The organism is Aquiflexum balticum DSM 16537, from assembly GCF_900176595.1.
GTDB lineage: Bacteria > Bacteroidota > Bacteroidia > Cytophagales > Cyclobacteriaceae > Aquiflexum > Aquiflexum balticum.
In genome coordinates this window covers 4,748,470-4,763,017 of sequence record NZ_LT838813.1, presented here as the reverse complement: position 1 = coordinate 4,763,017, position 14,548 = coordinate 4,748,470, and the positions used below count along the sequence as shown (strand labels likewise).

At 40.1% G+C, this 14,548-nt stretch carries 15 protein-coding genes; 4 read left to right on the top strand and 11 right to left on the bottom strand.

The annotated features are described in order from the left end of the window. Positions 1-14 precede the first annotated feature (14 nt). The 8 genes from alr to B9A52_RS20035 form a co-directional block, all read right to left on the bottom strand. Positions 15-1,172, bottom strand: coding sequence for an alanine racemase (alr, locus tag B9A52_RS20065; RefSeq protein WP_084123615.1), 1,158 nt, complete (start codon positions 1,170-1,172; stop codon positions 15-17). Continuing rightward, on the bottom strand, positions 1,166-3,160 hold the full coding sequence (locus tag B9A52_RS20060; protein ID WP_084122228.1) for a hypothetical protein: 1,995 nt from the start codon (positions 3,158-3,160) through the stop codon (positions 1,166-1,168). The genes alr and B9A52_RS20060 overlap by 7 nt, the downstream gene beginning before the upstream one ends. Before the next feature lie 108 nt (positions 3,161-3,268). After that, complete coding sequence (locus B9A52_RS20055; protein WP_084122226.1) at positions 3,269-4,489, bottom strand: ATP-grasp domain-containing protein; 1,221 nt, start codon at positions 4,487-4,489, stop codon at positions 3,269-3,271. A gap of 170 nt (positions 4,490-4,659) precedes the next feature. Further along, the gene (locus tag B9A52_RS20050) at positions 4,660-4,890 is read right to left on the bottom strand and encodes a hypothetical protein (RefSeq protein WP_084122224.1); all 231 of its coding nucleotides are present in this window, start codon (positions 4,888-4,890) and stop codon (positions 4,660-4,662) included. Positions 4,891-5,149: 259 nt separating this feature from the next. Continuing rightward, positions 5,150-5,314: a helix-turn-helix transcriptional regulator gene (locus B9A52_RS26585; protein ID WP_197687246.1), complete on the bottom strand. Its 165-nt coding sequence runs from the start codon at positions 5,312-5,314 to the stop codon at positions 5,150-5,152. Between the two features lie 7 nt (positions 5,315-5,321). After that, on the bottom strand, positions 5,322-5,501 hold the full coding sequence (locus B9A52_RS26025) for a hypothetical protein (protein WP_197687245.1): 180 nt from the start codon (positions 5,499-5,501) through the stop codon (positions 5,322-5,324). A 152-nt stretch (positions 5,502-5,653) separates the two neighbouring features. Then, positions 5,654-7,036 carry a tRNA uridine-5-carboxymethylaminomethyl(34) synthesis GTPase MnmE gene (gene mnmE, locus B9A52_RS20040; protein WP_084122222.1) on the bottom strand — a complete coding sequence of 461 codons (1,383 nt, stop codon included), beginning with the start codon at positions 7,034-7,036 and terminating at the stop codon, positions 5,654-5,656. Between the two features lie 3 nt (positions 7,037-7,039). Continuing rightward, positions 7,040-7,489 (bottom strand): thioredoxin family protein, encoded by a 450-nt coding sequence (locus B9A52_RS20035; RefSeq protein ID WP_084122221.1) that lies wholly within the window; start codon positions 7,487-7,489, stop codon positions 7,040-7,042. Positions 7,490-7,756: 267 nt separating this feature from the next. Between B9A52_RS20035 and B9A52_RS20030 the strand changes: the two genes are divergently transcribed. The 3 genes from B9A52_RS20030 to B9A52_RS20020 all read left to right on the top strand — a co-directional run bounded on the left by B9A52_RS20030 (position 7,757) and on the right by B9A52_RS20020 (position 10,796). After that, positions 7,757-8,470 carry an SDR family oxidoreductase gene (locus tag B9A52_RS20030; RefSeq protein ID WP_084122220.1) on the top strand — a complete coding sequence of 238 codons (714 nt, stop codon included), beginning with the start codon at positions 7,757-7,759 and terminating at the stop codon, positions 8,468-8,470. A 315-nt stretch (positions 8,471-8,785) separates the two neighbouring features. Next, positions 8,786-9,460 carry an ABC transporter ATP-binding protein gene (locus tag B9A52_RS20025; protein ID WP_084123614.1) on the top strand — a complete coding sequence of 225 codons (675 nt, stop codon included), beginning with the start codon at positions 8,786-8,788 and terminating at the stop codon, positions 9,458-9,460. Position 9,461: 1 nt separating this feature from the next. Beyond that, positions 9,462-10,796, top strand: a complete 1,335-nt coding sequence (locus tag B9A52_RS20020) for a TolC family protein (protein WP_231955326.1) — start codon at positions 9,462-9,464, stop codon at positions 10,794-10,796. A 279-nt stretch (positions 10,797-11,075) separates the two neighbouring features. Here B9A52_RS20020 and B9A52_RS20015 read toward each other — a convergent pair whose 3' ends face one another. From B9A52_RS20015 to B9A52_RS20005, 3 genes are all read right to left on the bottom strand, one after another. Further along, positions 11,076-11,312 (bottom strand): DUF6364 family protein, encoded by a 237-nt coding sequence (locus B9A52_RS20015; RefSeq protein ID WP_084122217.1) that lies wholly within the window; start codon positions 11,310-11,312, stop codon positions 11,076-11,078. A gap of 253 nt (positions 11,313-11,565) precedes the next feature. Then, on the bottom strand, positions 11,566-12,477 hold the full coding sequence (gene moaCB, locus B9A52_RS20010; protein ID WP_084122216.1) for a bifunctional molybdenum cofactor biosynthesis protein MoaC/MoaB: 912 nt from the start codon (positions 12,475-12,477) through the stop codon (positions 11,566-11,568). 64 nt (positions 12,478-12,541) lie between these two features. Then, entirely contained in the window at positions 12,542-13,567 is a 1,026-nt protein-coding gene (locus B9A52_RS20005; RefSeq protein ID WP_084122214.1) for an LLM class flavin-dependent oxidoreductase, read from the bottom strand. Between the two features lie 186 nt (positions 13,568-13,753). Between B9A52_RS20005 and B9A52_RS20000 the strand changes: the two genes are divergently transcribed. Further along, positions 13,754-14,485, top strand: coding sequence for a hypothetical protein (locus B9A52_RS20000; protein WP_084122213.1), 732 nt, complete (start codon positions 13,754-13,756; stop codon positions 14,483-14,485). Positions 14,486-14,548 lie beyond the last annotated feature (63 nt).

Below are 14,548 nucleotides of genomic sequence, written 5' to 3'. Positions count from 1 at the left end.
TTTAAATTTTGTCTTTATTTAATAACGGTCCGCGGAATAGCAGCCGGTAGTCTGCTCAGCATTTCATTGTTCAGAAGCTGTGTGCTGTTGGTAAAACTCGACACATTGATCACATTGTTGTTTTGTCTTCCTATAAGGACTACTTCATCGCCAAGTGAGGCTTCTTTGATATGGGAAATGTCCACCATAAATAAATTCATATTGATCAAACCCACAATGGGTGCTTTTTTACCATGAATCAAAACATGTCCTCGATTGGACAATGCCCTGGGATAACCATTGGAATAGCCCAAGGGCATTACAGCAATGGTCATTTTGTGTGTAGCTTGAAAGGAGGTCCCATAACCTATAAATTCTCCTTGGTCTACATCCCTGATATCCATGATGTCAGTTTTCCAAGTGAATATTCGTTTAAGAGAAGCATCTGCTTTTTTATTGGTCTCATGCAAATGTGCATAATATATATCAGGGCTAGGCCAAAAACCATATTGGGCCACACCTATTCTTACCATATCATATACCGTGTCCTTCATTGCAAGAGCTGCCGCCGAGCAGGCGATATGCTTTACATTTGGCTCTATCTTTTTTTCCCGACATTGTTTCAAAAAAGCCTTATAACGCTTGTGTTGCATATCGATTTTAAACCCATTTGAAATGGACTCTGCACCTCCAAAGTGTGTACAAAGACCTTCAAAAATGATATGGTCAGCATTTTTCTTTAAAAAGCTCAGTACTTTCAGAAAGTCTTTCTGTGGTAGGCCGGTTCTATTGGCACCTGTTTCCACCTCAATATGTACTTTCGCGACTTTCCCTATTTTTTTTGCGGCAGCGAGGGTTTTGGGCAAGCGCTCATAATTGTATACAAAAAATTCAATTTCATTTTCTATAGCCCAAGGAATATCCTCTTCATAAATGATACCCATGATCATGATCCGGCTAGAGGCTGCACATGCAGTCAGAACTTCTTCTGCTTCAAAACTGGAGGCAACTGAAAAATGATTAATGCCACACTTTTCAGCCATTGGTACAAATGTCCTGATGCCATGACCATAGGCATTTGCTTTGACTACAGATGATACTACCACATTGTCACCGATCTTTTTTTTGATAAAGTTGATATTGTTTTTATATGCGGATTGCTTCAATTCAATCCTTGAAGAGTGTTTTACCATGATTTTTTTGTTTCTATCCAAGTATAAGAACGTCCCCAACTTTCCTTTGCTAAATTTTTTATCCTTTTTACCTCGTAGTCTGGAACGTATTCCATTTTTTCTTTTGCCTCCAAATTATTGTAATGGAAGGCGTAAATCCTTGCCGCAAATTCATGTATGGGTAAAGATGATTCGCCATGTATTTCTCCGCTGCCATAAACAGATGGTTTGATATTTTGTCCCCAATCCTGCCTTCCTTCATTGTTAGGATTTAGAAAATATGCCCGATAGATCCCTTTTTGATCCATGTCCACACGAAGCAGGGAAACCGCATGGAAACCCAACATGTCTCCTTTGGCACTTGTAATAAAAATACCCACCGGATTAGGGTAAATTAATCTGTTTCCGCCGTTATATTCAGGATGACACATGGCATAAAATACACCAATAAAACCATTGAAATCTACAATGGCATTGAATAAATAATCATAAGCTGATGCAAAGCCAATTTGTATCCATTGACCATAGAGGGCAGGATTGACCCACTTGTGCGGATCTTCACCTCTACCGGAGGCTCTCAGCATCATTTCGTTATAAATTTTGTCCAGCATTGGTACCAACGTCACTGATACAGCATCCAGATTATGGTCTAACTTCTGAACCAAGCCCAATCCTACAGCCGATGCTTTTATTTCCTGAGCCTCGAACCGAAATGTAAGGTCATTGTAAGTGGCGGCAGTCTGTACCATATGGATAAGCTTGGCAGGAGAATGTTGGCTCCACATACTGATACCACGGGCACTTTGGCAGGTTGGATTATTGCCTTGACCTACTCCAAGCGGTTGGCCCAAAACCCGGAACAAGGCACCCATCAAATACTTCAAAGCACTGACTTTTTCATGAGGCGTTTTGGTAGATTTCAATATTCTGGTTTCTACTTCAGGATGAATCCTAATGGTGAGCATATTGGCCAAACCGGACCGTACCGCTTCTCTTGAAAAAATTCCCGATTCCAGCATTTTGGTGAACCCATAAATGCACTGGGCATTATAGGGGTGTATTGTTTTGAGAATCAGGTTGGAAGCGAATTCCCTGAATTCATTCCATCTCGCTGTGCCTCCCTGACTTAATCCCATACTCAAGGGCACCAAATCTTTATGGCCTTTTTCAATGAGAAAAATGATCAATATAGGATGGTACTGGCTCACTAGGCCAAAACTCAGCATAGCCTTGCTCATTTCAATAGCTTCTTCGCGCAATTGGCTTTTAGTCAATTTTTTTAATACATCACCATATTCCTGATAATTCTTGTTAAAGCTATTGAGGGTCGGTTTGTAAATGCATCTTTGAAATCTCAAAAGCCTGGCATCCAAATCGTTTTCTGGATTTAGGTCGATTTTCTCTTTTACCAAAGCAATTATTTTTCGCTGTTTTTCGGTTACAACGGGTCTTTGTTCGCATATCAAAGTGAGCTCTTCAACCAGCTTTTCTTTGACATTATCCAATTCGGTTTTTTCGGCAATAAACTTGAAAAGTGTATGAACTTTCTTCAATTCATGCTCATTCATGACCAGCCTTGTTTCCTCTAGGGGCTCATTGAATACAAACTCCAGATTAGCAACAATCACTTCTTGGATAAAATTTTCAGCTTCCTCTGGGCTAATACCTTTCGCTTTATACTGGCCTTTGGCTATTGCCAATAAGCGCAATTCGCTCAATATTTCAATCGTGGAATTTGGATGACCGCTTTTGAGGGTTCCCCCGACCAGACTTGCAACCAGTTTTGATGGGTCGGCCCAAGCCGAACCTTCAAATATTCCCGCATTCGATAAGTCTTCTATTTTTTGATAAATTAATTTTAGTCCATCGGTAGTGTCGATGAGCAAATCAATTTGCCCCATCATTTTACGTGCCTTTTCAGACCTGGTAAGGGCCGTCGCTTGACTTAATTCTTTAAATTGTTCTTTGAATTTTTGATATGTGTTGTCTGTAAGCACTGGATTATGCATAAAAAAGCGAAATGTTAATGATGTGTGTAGATTTTGAATTTGGGCAGAAAGTATACATAAAACCTTCCAGGCTGAAAGGCTTTTTGTATATTACTTTAAATCATTGTATCAATGATAGAAATCTACGTTTTCGTAATGCAATAAAAGCTCCTTCATTCTGTCGGGATCGTCTCCTTTGAAATTGACAGTTCCGAAATGGTTACCAAAACCTTCCCTGCTATTGATTTTTTGGTTGGTGTATGGAGGTATCAGGTTGTGATCAAGGAAATAAGATTCCTCTTTGAGTTCATCTGGAATCTCAAGCTTATTTATCACATTCTTGTGTGGGTAAATCATCACATTTCCATAGAAGTTCTTTGGACGTGCATCCAATGGTGGAAGAATTTCTTTTAATTCTTCTTCAGATAAGTTTGGATCATGACATAGAACAAAAGCAGCAAGAGCATCAAAATCATATGCCTTACCAGTAAGTTCTAATATATGCCCCCCAGGAATCCTACAGGCGACTTCTCCAAAACTCAATTCGTCATTTTCGGTGAGAAACCACTCAGGATGAATCATTCCGTACTCAATTCCGAACAAGTCCACTAGCTTCTGCATTTCCTTCATGATCTTATCACGCTTGGCATTCAGGTGATGACCTTCCGGAATAAAGTTAGAATAACCCAATTTTACATATTCTGTTATGTTTAGAAACCGGATTTTACCGCCATGTATAAATGCCTCACATGAAAACTCTGTCCCTGGTAAGTGACTTTCTGCCAAGCAAGGGAAATCACTTTCCTGACATTTATCTTCGATGTCCTGCATAGATTTCAAGAGTCGGTGTCCAACTGTACCTGCCGATGCAAAAGGTTTGATATGGACCCAACTATCCTGTTCTCCCTCAATTTGAAGGTTGGCCTGATTGAGTCTTTTCATAAAACTCTTGACACCATCTTTATTGAAAACTTCTTCAAAAAGACCTACCCGAAGTCCTCCTATTAAAGCTTTTCTTTTCATCATTGCCTTATTTCGGAACAAAAAGGCCCTGTTCAAAACCCGAGGATCTCCTCTGTAGATTGAATTGAGCGCTCCGGCCCATTCAACAGTTTCCTCAAAAAGTGGCACTGCAACATCTGCATTGAAAGGTTTTAATTTTTCATACAAATCCAGAGAATTGGAAGTGTCACTCCACTCGTCAAACTGATAGCTTACAAAAGGAATGTCATTTTCTTTAGCATACTCTTCAAAATCAGGAAAAGAAACTACTACATAAGGTTTGTTGAGTTTTTGCATACTTTCAATCACAGGCAAACTCCAACCCATCAGTGCGAAACATTTAGCCATAATATTTTATTATTTAGTTTATAAAATTCAATATCATTAATATATCAAAAACGTGACCAATAGCAAGATTTTGACATATTATTTAAATAATAAGTTATATATTTAAACTAATTCATAAAATAATTCAATCCTGTTTACACAGTTGCGGGAAATGGACAGATTGGACTGTACTATTTTGACTCTGGAGAATCATTTTTCTTTGAAGGTTCTGAATCCTCTGAAGAATTCTTTTTCTTTTTACCCTCACTGTTTTTGTATTCCTCTTTTCTAGGAGGCCTGGCGCCTTCAGAATTCCCCGGAATGTCTCTATTTGTGCCTTTATCGACGGTATCCTCTTTCTTTTTCCCAAAAGCCATCATTGGAAAAATTGTTGCTGCATTGTTTATTATCCTGATCATCATTTATTTGGTTAGGTTCTATTAATGTTTTGTTCAACAATCGAACCAATTAAAACAAGATTGTCCCTTTTGGAATCTTGGGCCAAAGCCTTATTGGATGGTTTCCAAGAAATACTAGACTAAATAGGCGTGTATTATTTTACATGGTAATCGCTAGTCCCTTTAATTTGTCAAAAATAAAATCTTTGCGCCTTTGAGTCTTTGCGGGAAAAAAATCAAGTCCTTTTTCTAACACCAAAACCCTCAAGGTGAGCATTCGAAATCAAATCCCCAACACTATAGAAGCCTCTATATCCAATTTCCTGCTAATTTCACGCGCAACTTTTAAGGTGGGCTCGCTTTTCCCATTGAGATATTCACTGATTCTCGAAGTGCTTATCCCAAGAACCTCTGACAGTGTTTTTTGACTCAAGCCTCGTTCCTGCATACGAAGCTTAAGCTAGGGTAGGAGGCTTTATCGGATGAAATGATTCTTCATAATCAGCTACTAGGTCGGAAAGAAGATTTAACTCTACATAACCTTTTGAATCTGGACTATCTATGTTTTCGGGATTGGAAAGCAATTCTTCTATTCTTTCCACAATAGCGCTATATTCTTTTTTAGATTTGATCATCGCTCAGATATTTTGGATGTCTTTTATATTATCATATTCCGCATGGGTTCCAATAAATCTTTGCGCCTTAGTGTCTTTGCGAGAAAAAAACATAAGAACCTCTTTTTAACCTTAAAACCTTCGAGGTTCAAAAAAAAACCTCAAAGGTTGGGTTACTTCCCGATACAAAACTTCGAAAAAATATTCGCCAACAAATCATCAGTCGTTATCTCCCCTGTAATCTCCCCAAGATAATGCAAAGACCTGCGGATATCCATTGCCAAAAAATCATTGGTGATCTGCCTGTCCAATCCTTCCAATACATCCAAAAGAGACTGCCTTGTCTTTACTAAGGAATCGTAGTGACGGATATTGGTGACGATGGTATTGCCGGTGCGGAATTTGTCGAGGTTGACCAGTTCCATGATCCGGTCTTTAAGGAGATCCAGATTTTCTTTTTGTCCCGCGGATATAAAAATAGTATCGGGATGTTTTTCTTTTAAGTCATTGATAAACAGTGAACCGGCTTTATCGATCTTATTGGCTACTTTAAGAAAGGGTACGCCCAGGTTTTCCAATTTATTGATATCCCGATTGATCTCGACCATGTCGGTATCACCCAAATCAAAGAGGTAAAGAATCAGGGAAGCGGTCTTCATTTTTTCCTGTGTCCGACTGACACCGATGGCTTCGATAACATCAGTTGTCTCCCGAAGTCCTGCGGTATCGATAAACCTGAATATCACCCCGCCAATATTGATTTCGTCTTCTATGAAATCCCGGGTGGTCCCGGCGATATCGGAGACAATGGCTTTTTCTTCATTCAAGAGCGCATTGAGTAGGGTGGACTTGCCGGCATTGGGTTTGCCCGCTATGACAGTAGGCACTCCGTTTTTGATCACATTGCCCAAGTCAAAGCTTAAGATCAATTGTTCTACTTCACGGAGTAGCTTCTCCACCAAAACCCTCAGTTCGTTTCTACTGGCAAATTCCACATCCTCTTCCCCAAAATCGAGTTCCAATTCAATCATGGAGGCAAAGTGTATCAGTTCGGCACGAAGCTTCGAAATCTCACCACTGAATCCACCACGCATCTGATTGATGGCAGCCTGATGGGAGGTTTCTGAATCTGAATGGATCAGGTCTGCAACGGCTTCTGCCTGGGCAAGGTCAAATTGACCGTTCAAAAATGCCCTTTGGGTAAACTCTCCCGGTTTGGCAGGTCTTGCCCCTTTTCTGATTAGGAGTTTGATGACTTGGTTGACAATGTAGGAGGAACCATGCGTGGAGATTTCCACAACATTTTCCTTGGTAAAGGATTTGGGTGCGATAAAAAGTGAAACAAGCACCTCGTCGATAATTCTTTCCCCGTCGCGGATGGTGCCAAAGTGAATAGTATGGGATTCCTGTTTTTCCAGGTCCTTTCCTTTGAAAATCTCATTGGTAATTCTAATGGCATTTTTACCGGAAAGCCTGATAACAGCAATGGCACCGACTCCCTGTGGGGTAGCCAATGCCACTATGGTATCTTCTTTTTCGTGAAGGGAAAAGGACATAGGTTATTTTGAGAATTTGCCGACCAATCCGCTCAGTCCTTCAAGAAAAGGATCGGGCAGTCTGTAGCCGGGCAATTGGGTAATGTTTTCCATGGCAGCATCCATGATGATAAAGTTGGGGTAGGAGTTGACCCGCATGGCTTTGGCCATAGCTGCTTCAGTATAATCCTTTCCCTTGAATTTGAAAGTCCTTTTGGTATCTTCTGCATTCATTTTTACTGCATAGAAGTTGGTGTTGATGTATTCGATGACTTTAGGATCGGTAAAGGTATCCTTGTCCATTTTTTTACACCAGCCACACCAATCGGTGTAAACATCCACAAAAACCATTTTGGGATTGTTGGCAGTTTTCATGGCGGCTTCCTCAAAAGTCAGCCATTCAATTTTATCCTGCGCCAAGCTGAGTTGGAAACTCATAAGGGTGATAAGCATTGCGCCAAATAACTTTTTCATAGTATTTGATTTTTCTATTATTCGAATTTAACGACTTGATTTGAATTGAAGTTCATTTATAAGTAAAAGTTAAAATATTCAGGAATTAAGTTGGGTCAAATATCCGTTAGGCTTCCGGAATTTCTATTTTACTTTAATTATCCTATTTGAAAGAAACTGAATGCCGATAACGCTCCCTGTCCGACAAATTTATTTCCGAATATGAACCAGAAGCCAATAATCCAAGTTTTAAATGTGAATTAAGGGATTTTTAAAACAAAATATACCATGCAGAATTTAGAAAATAAAACGGCATTGATCACCGGTGGAAGTAAGGGGATAGGCTACGGAATTGCCGCGGCTTTGGTGGCCCAGGGAATGAAAGTGGCCATTACCAGTAGGTCGCAGGAAGCAGCCGACAAGGCCGCTGCCCACCTGAATAAAATCGGTAAGGGAAAAGCAATAGGAATAGAAGCAGATGTGAGGGATTTTACCTCACAGGAAAATGCTGTGAAGGAAGTTTTGGAGAAATGGGGCCAATTGGACCTGTTGGTGGCCAATGCCGGCATCGGGCATTTTGCTCCGGTTCAGGATCTGACTTTGGCCCAATGGCATGAAACCATTGATACCAATCTCACTGGGGTGTTTTACAGCCTGAAAGCAGGCGTGGAGGCATTGAAATCCACCAAGGGTTTTTTTATCAGTATATCTAGTTTGGCTGGTACCAATTTCTTTGCCGGCGGCTCGGCTTATAATGCGAGTAAGTTTGGCGTGACCGGTTTTACCCAAGCAGCTATGCTGGACCTGAGAAAGGAAGGGATCCGCTTTACGACAATCATGCCCGGTTCGGTAGCAACCTATTTCAATGACCATACGCCCAGTGAAAAAGACGCCTGGAAAATACAGATTGAAGATTTGGGACAGATGGTTGTGGATCTGATGCAAATGCATCCAAGGACGCTACCCAGTAAAATCGAAGTAAGGCCAAGTATGCCTGGATAAGTTTAATCGTCCGCCAGCGAACAAAGTTGTACGGATAAAATTGCCTGCAAAAGCCTGTTATTGCCCTTTATCGGACAATAGCAGGCTTTTTTTTATGGCATGGCTTTGGGGATATGTTGGATGTCCGATGTCCGATGTCCGATGTCGGATGACCCCTGCATGCCGACAGGTAGGGGTGTTTTGATTACCGGTCATCAGTCATCAAAATTAAAAATCAATATTACAGCCTAAAATCAGGATTTGTATTATTCCGATAGCATTTAGGAAAAGCGTCCTAAGTCTTATGTCTTATGTCTTATGTCTCACGTCTATAAAATGATCCAACTCACAAACATTGACAAATACATTGATTCCCGTTTTCAGCGGGTATTTATATTGAAGGGAATTGATCTGAAAATTGATCAGGGAGAATTCCTGACTTTTATGGGACCTTCGGGAGTGGGTAAGTCCACTTTACTCAATATCATTGGGCTTTTGGATGAGGATTATGAAGGTCAATATCTTTTTGATGACAAATCAATCCATGGCATGAAAGAAAGGCAAAGGTCAGCCCTGCACAAATCCGAGTTTGGCTATATTTTTCAGGCCTACCATCTCATTGATGAATTGACAGTTTATGAAAATATTGAAACACCCCTGCTGTACAGGAATGTATCAGGATCTGAAAGAAAAAGCATCATTGCCAATCTGCTTGACAGGTTTAACATGGTAGCCAAGAAGGACCTTTTTCCGGAGCAGTTGTCAGGTGGTCAGCAACAGTTGGTGGGAATTGCCCGGGCCATTGCAGGGAGACCGAGGGTTTTGTTGGCTGATGAACCGACTGGGAATCTCCATTCTGCACAGGCGAAGGAAATTATGGAAGTTTTTAAAGAATTGAATAAAGAGGGCACTACTATCATACAGGCAACGCATTCCAGGGAAAATGCGGATTATGGAACGCGTTTGATAGAAATGTTGGATGGAAAAATTGATCAAGATATTGCAATTTAATATGAAAAAGTTACTGATAACCTGTTTGATATTTGCTGGTTTTGTATTGGATCTGCAGGCACAGGATACCCTAAGATTAAATTTTCAGGAAGCAGTTCAGATTGGTCTGCAGCATAACCTGACCTTGCAGACATTGAATAATCAGCAGGAAGTATTGAAGATTGAGAAGAAAGCGGCGCAGATGGGCCATCTTCCCAGTTTGAATTTAAGCAACAATACCTTCAGGCAAATTGGTCAGCAGTTTCAGCAGGTGGAAGGGGAATTAATCGTGACCACTGAAGCCAACAACATCATTACGGCCAATTTAAATACCAACATGCCTATTTTTAATGGTGCCAGAAGAATAAATACAACAAAAGCCACTAAGTATTTTGAGGAGGCAGGGAAGAATGGTTTGGACAGGGCAGCACAGGACGTGATGTTCAATGTTGCCCAGCAATACCTGCAATTATTGTTGGATCAGGAACTGTACTTAATTGCAATGGAGAATCTTGAAAACCAAAAAAAGCAATTGGAACAGATTGAGGGTTTTGTGGAAGCTGGTTTGAGAACACTTTCTGACCAGTATAACCAACAATCCGAGGTTGCGCGACTAGAAACTGTGGCCTTAAATGCTAAAATCCAATTGGAGACGGATGCTTGGACGTTGGCGGAAACCCTGCAGTTGGAACCCAACCTTATACCTTTTGTAGAACCCGTAAGCATAGAACCCATGAAAAGTGAATTTCTCACTTTGCCTTTGGAAGAATTGTATGATTTGGCAATTCAACAAAGGAAGGACTACAAGCAACAGGAATTGCTCGAACAAGGTAACAAGAAAATGATCGCGGCCAGTAGGGCAGTATTGTACCCTCAGATCAATGCCTTTTTCTCTTACAATACCTTTTATACTTCATTTGATGAAAGGAGTGTCAATTCACAATTGTGGCAGATATTTCCCCAACAGATTTTGGGTTTCTCTTTGAATATCCCGATTTTCAATAATTTCAATAACAAAGCAGATGTGGTGCGGAGTAAGGTCCAATTTCAAAATCAGCAGTTGGAAAAAATGGCTTTGGAAAGGAGAATCAGTCAGGACATCAAACTTTCCTATGAAAATTACAAAGCTGCCATTAAAAGAGAAGAAGCAACCAAAGTTCAGTTGAAAGCAGCTGTCGAGGCCCAATCGGCAATTTCCGAAAGATTCAGATTGGGAGTGAGCAATTTTGTGGATCTTGCCACTGCCAATCAACAATTAGTGACTGCGCAGTCTGACTATGCCCAGGCACTTTACACTTTATTTTTTCAGGAAATTATCCTGAGATATGCTTTGGGGGTTTTGGAGGTGGAGGTTTAAAAAATTCAATACCCTATCAATTCTTACAGACCAGTGGAGGAATGGATTTGGTGATGGAAGAATTGGATACCATAGCTTACGGTGATTTTTCCTTATATGCTCGTTTTTCGAATTTGTTTGAAAAAATATGCATATAACCTTATAGCCTAAGGTAAATCCAATAGATGGAATTAAATCGAACAGAAATGTCAGACAAGAGATACCTGGATAAAATTGACAGATTTTACATTTGAAGAAATAGGTAATTCACTATCGGAGTCAAGTGTGACCTCAATCAAATCACATACGATATTCTTTTTTCCAATCCCAATCCTGAGGAAATTCTTTTTTGGAAGGAGGCAATGATTCCTTAAATTCAACTAATCCAATTTTCTTTGTCAATTTTCTTTTTGGCTTTAGCATTTCTTCAAAATGTTCCTCAACCAAGTTGGAAAGGCTTGTTTCTTGCTCTATAGCATATTTTTTAATTTTATTTAAGAGCTTTTCTTCTATGGTGATATTGAGGCGTTTTTTCATAGTGATAAAATATAAGTATAAAAATAGATTATGCGCATGACTTTTTTCAGGAATAAAATCTTGCCTTCTTTTTTATGGTGTCTTTCCCTTAGTTTTTTTAATACATTTTTCTAAATGCCAATGCAGGCGCTTGATGAACTGATTAATGGGTTTCGGGTTTGATAAATTTCGGTTGGGTCGGGCATAAAAGGAATCTTTGTGATGTACACGGGGTCATCGGTCATCCGTCACCGGACAATATTCACGATTTCATTCAATCATGCCTTGCCCCCTCCATTACCCTAAAAATATGTAAGACAGCGGGGAAAATAGCATCCATGGATTCAGCAGCACCTTTGGTGGAACCGGGTAAGGCCAATACCAAACTGTCTCCTATCAAACCTGCTACACTTCTTGAAAGCATGGAATAAGGAGTTCTGTTCTGTCCGTAGGAACGGATAGCTTCCTCAATCCCGGGTATTTCTTTTTCCAACATAGGCTTGATGGCTTCCGGGGTCACATCTCTGGGAGATAAACCTGTACCACCAGTAAAAATCAGTAATTCCACTTTTCCTGCGGTGTATTTATTGACCGTTTCTTGAATGATGGTTTTTTCATCAGGAATAATTGTATAGTCCGCTACTTCCACTCCATGTTTTTCCAATCTTTCTATAATTGCCTTTCCGGCCCTATCTTCTTTCTGACCTGCAGAAATGGAATCTGAACAAACTATTACAGCAGCTTTATAAGCTATTTGATCCTTTTTATGGTAATCGGTTTTACCCCCCTTTTTTTCTATAAGCTTGATTTGATTGATGCTGATACCTTTATCGATTGGTTTGAGCATGTCATACATCGTTAAAGCTACCACAGAGGCAGCGTGCATGGCCTCAACCTCGACTCCTGTTTTGTAAATGGTATGGATTTCTGCATGGACATGAATGTCAAGTCCTTCGATTTTGTATTGTATGGAAGTAAATTCAATCGGGAGAGGATGGCAATCAGGAATCATGTCGGCAGTTCTTTTGGCTGCAAACAGTCCTGCTGTTTTTGCCATTTCAAAAACATCTCCTTTTGGCACTTTTTTTTCCACCAAAGCTTTGATTGTCTCAGAAGAACTGACGCTTACTATCGCTTGTGCTACTGCTTTTCTCAGTGTGGGCGATTTGTGGGTTATATCTACCATTTTCTTTTTTTATCGATAATTGATCAAAGATATGATTGCTTTTATAAATATCCATCGAATATCGTTATCCGTTGACCAATGGTGCTACTTCAGTACCAATCAATTCAATAGCCTCAAGTAATTGAGAATGGGACAAACCCGCATTGTCCATCTGAAAGGTAAACCTTGAGATCCCACCAAGCGATTCGCTATGTCTGATGATTTTGGCAGCCACTTCTTCAGGATTTCCGATTACATAAGCGCCATTTGGGCTTCTTTGGGCCTCAAATCTGCCCCTGGTCACTGGAGGCCATCCTCTTTCTTTGCTTATTCTGGTGAATGTTTCGGCATATCCGGGATAATAATCTTCTACTGCTTTCTCAGTTGCTTTTGCAACATAACCCAAGGAATGAAGGCCTACTTTAAGTTTTTCAGGTGCATGACCGGCCCTTCGGCCTGCTTCCCTGTACAAATCAATCAATGGACGAAACCTGTGGGTCTCCCCACCAATAACTGCTACCATCAAAGGTAAACCCAATGTCCCCGCCCGCACAAAAGATGCCGGGGTGCCGCCGACGCCAAGCCATACAGGAAGCTTGTCTTGCAATGGTCTTGGATAAATCGCTTGATGGTGTAAGGCTGGTCGGAATTTTCCAGACCAATTAACAATTTCATTGTCTCTGATTTGGAGCAACAATTCCAGTTTTTCGGAAAACAAGTCATCGTAATCCCTAAGGTTCAATCCGAAAAGTGGAAAAGCCTCTGTAAAAGAACCTCTGCCAACTACCATTTCTGCCCGGCCATTTGAAATCAAATCCAAGGTGGCATAGTTTTGAAAAACCCTAACAGGATCAGCGGCACTTAAAACAGTCACTGCACTCGTAAGGATGATGTTGTTGGTTTTGGCGGCAGCGGCAGCAAGAATCATAGCAGGGGCAGAGTCCAAAAACTCTTTTCTGTGGTGTTCGCCGATACCGAAAACATTCAGGCCGACCTGATCTGCACGCTCAATTCTTTCCAAAAGCTCTGAAAGTGCAATGGCACTGTTTGTGTTTTTGTCCGCCCCATCTCCTATGGAAGCTGCTGCAAAACTATCTATACCTATTTCCATTCTTTTCCCTTTACTCTTTGGTGATTTTAAAGGTTAACCCCTGCTTTTATTGATTCGTTCATAAGTTTAGTCTTAAAATCCTTTTGAAAATTTCCGAAGTATGGTTGGTCAGAAAACATTGATTTTTGATGGACAGAATCTTTAAGTTTGGTTTTCATAACTTTGAATTAAAATGTTAACATCTCTATGAAAATCATATTCAAACTTTCCATGTTTTTTCTGGTATTCAGTCATTTCAGTTGCTCTGATTCGGGGGATAAAAAGGCCGTAAGCATCATCAAAAAATCAATTGAAGCACATGGTGGCCAATATTCGTGGCAATCATTGAAATCTTTTTCCATGCAAAAAGAAATAAGATTATTGATGGAAAATGGGGAAACCGAATCTTTTTCCTTGCAAGAAATCGAATTGAGGCTCAGACCATTTTTTGAAGCTAAAATGACCTGGGAAAAAGACAGTATCCTTCACCGATTGATTTTTGATGGAATCAAAACAAGGTATTGGATGGGAGAAAATGAAATACAGAATGAGGGATTTCTTAACAACAAAAAAAGGGAGATTGATGCGGCTTATTATGTTATGGCAAAGCCTTTTGATCTTTTGGATCTTGGCAAAAACCTCAGTTATTTAGGATTAACCAAACTTCCTAATGGAAGGGATGTGGAGACGGTACAAGTGATTGATGGAGATCCCAATGATTCCCAAACAGATGTTTGGTGGTATTATTTTGATCCGGAAACTTTCCTGATTGTAGCCTACAAAGTTAAAACTTCAGATCATTTTAGTTTGGTTTATAATTTGGAATGGGATAATTCTACAGGAATATTATTTCCGGCGAAAAGGGAAAGTTACAGGGTGGATTCCTTGGGAAATCATCTGTATTTGCATGCTGAATATGTTTACAGGAATTACAAATAGCAGGTTAACCCTGCTTTGTCAAGTTAAAGGTTGAAAAGATTAAATCTGACAGGTTTTTTGCAA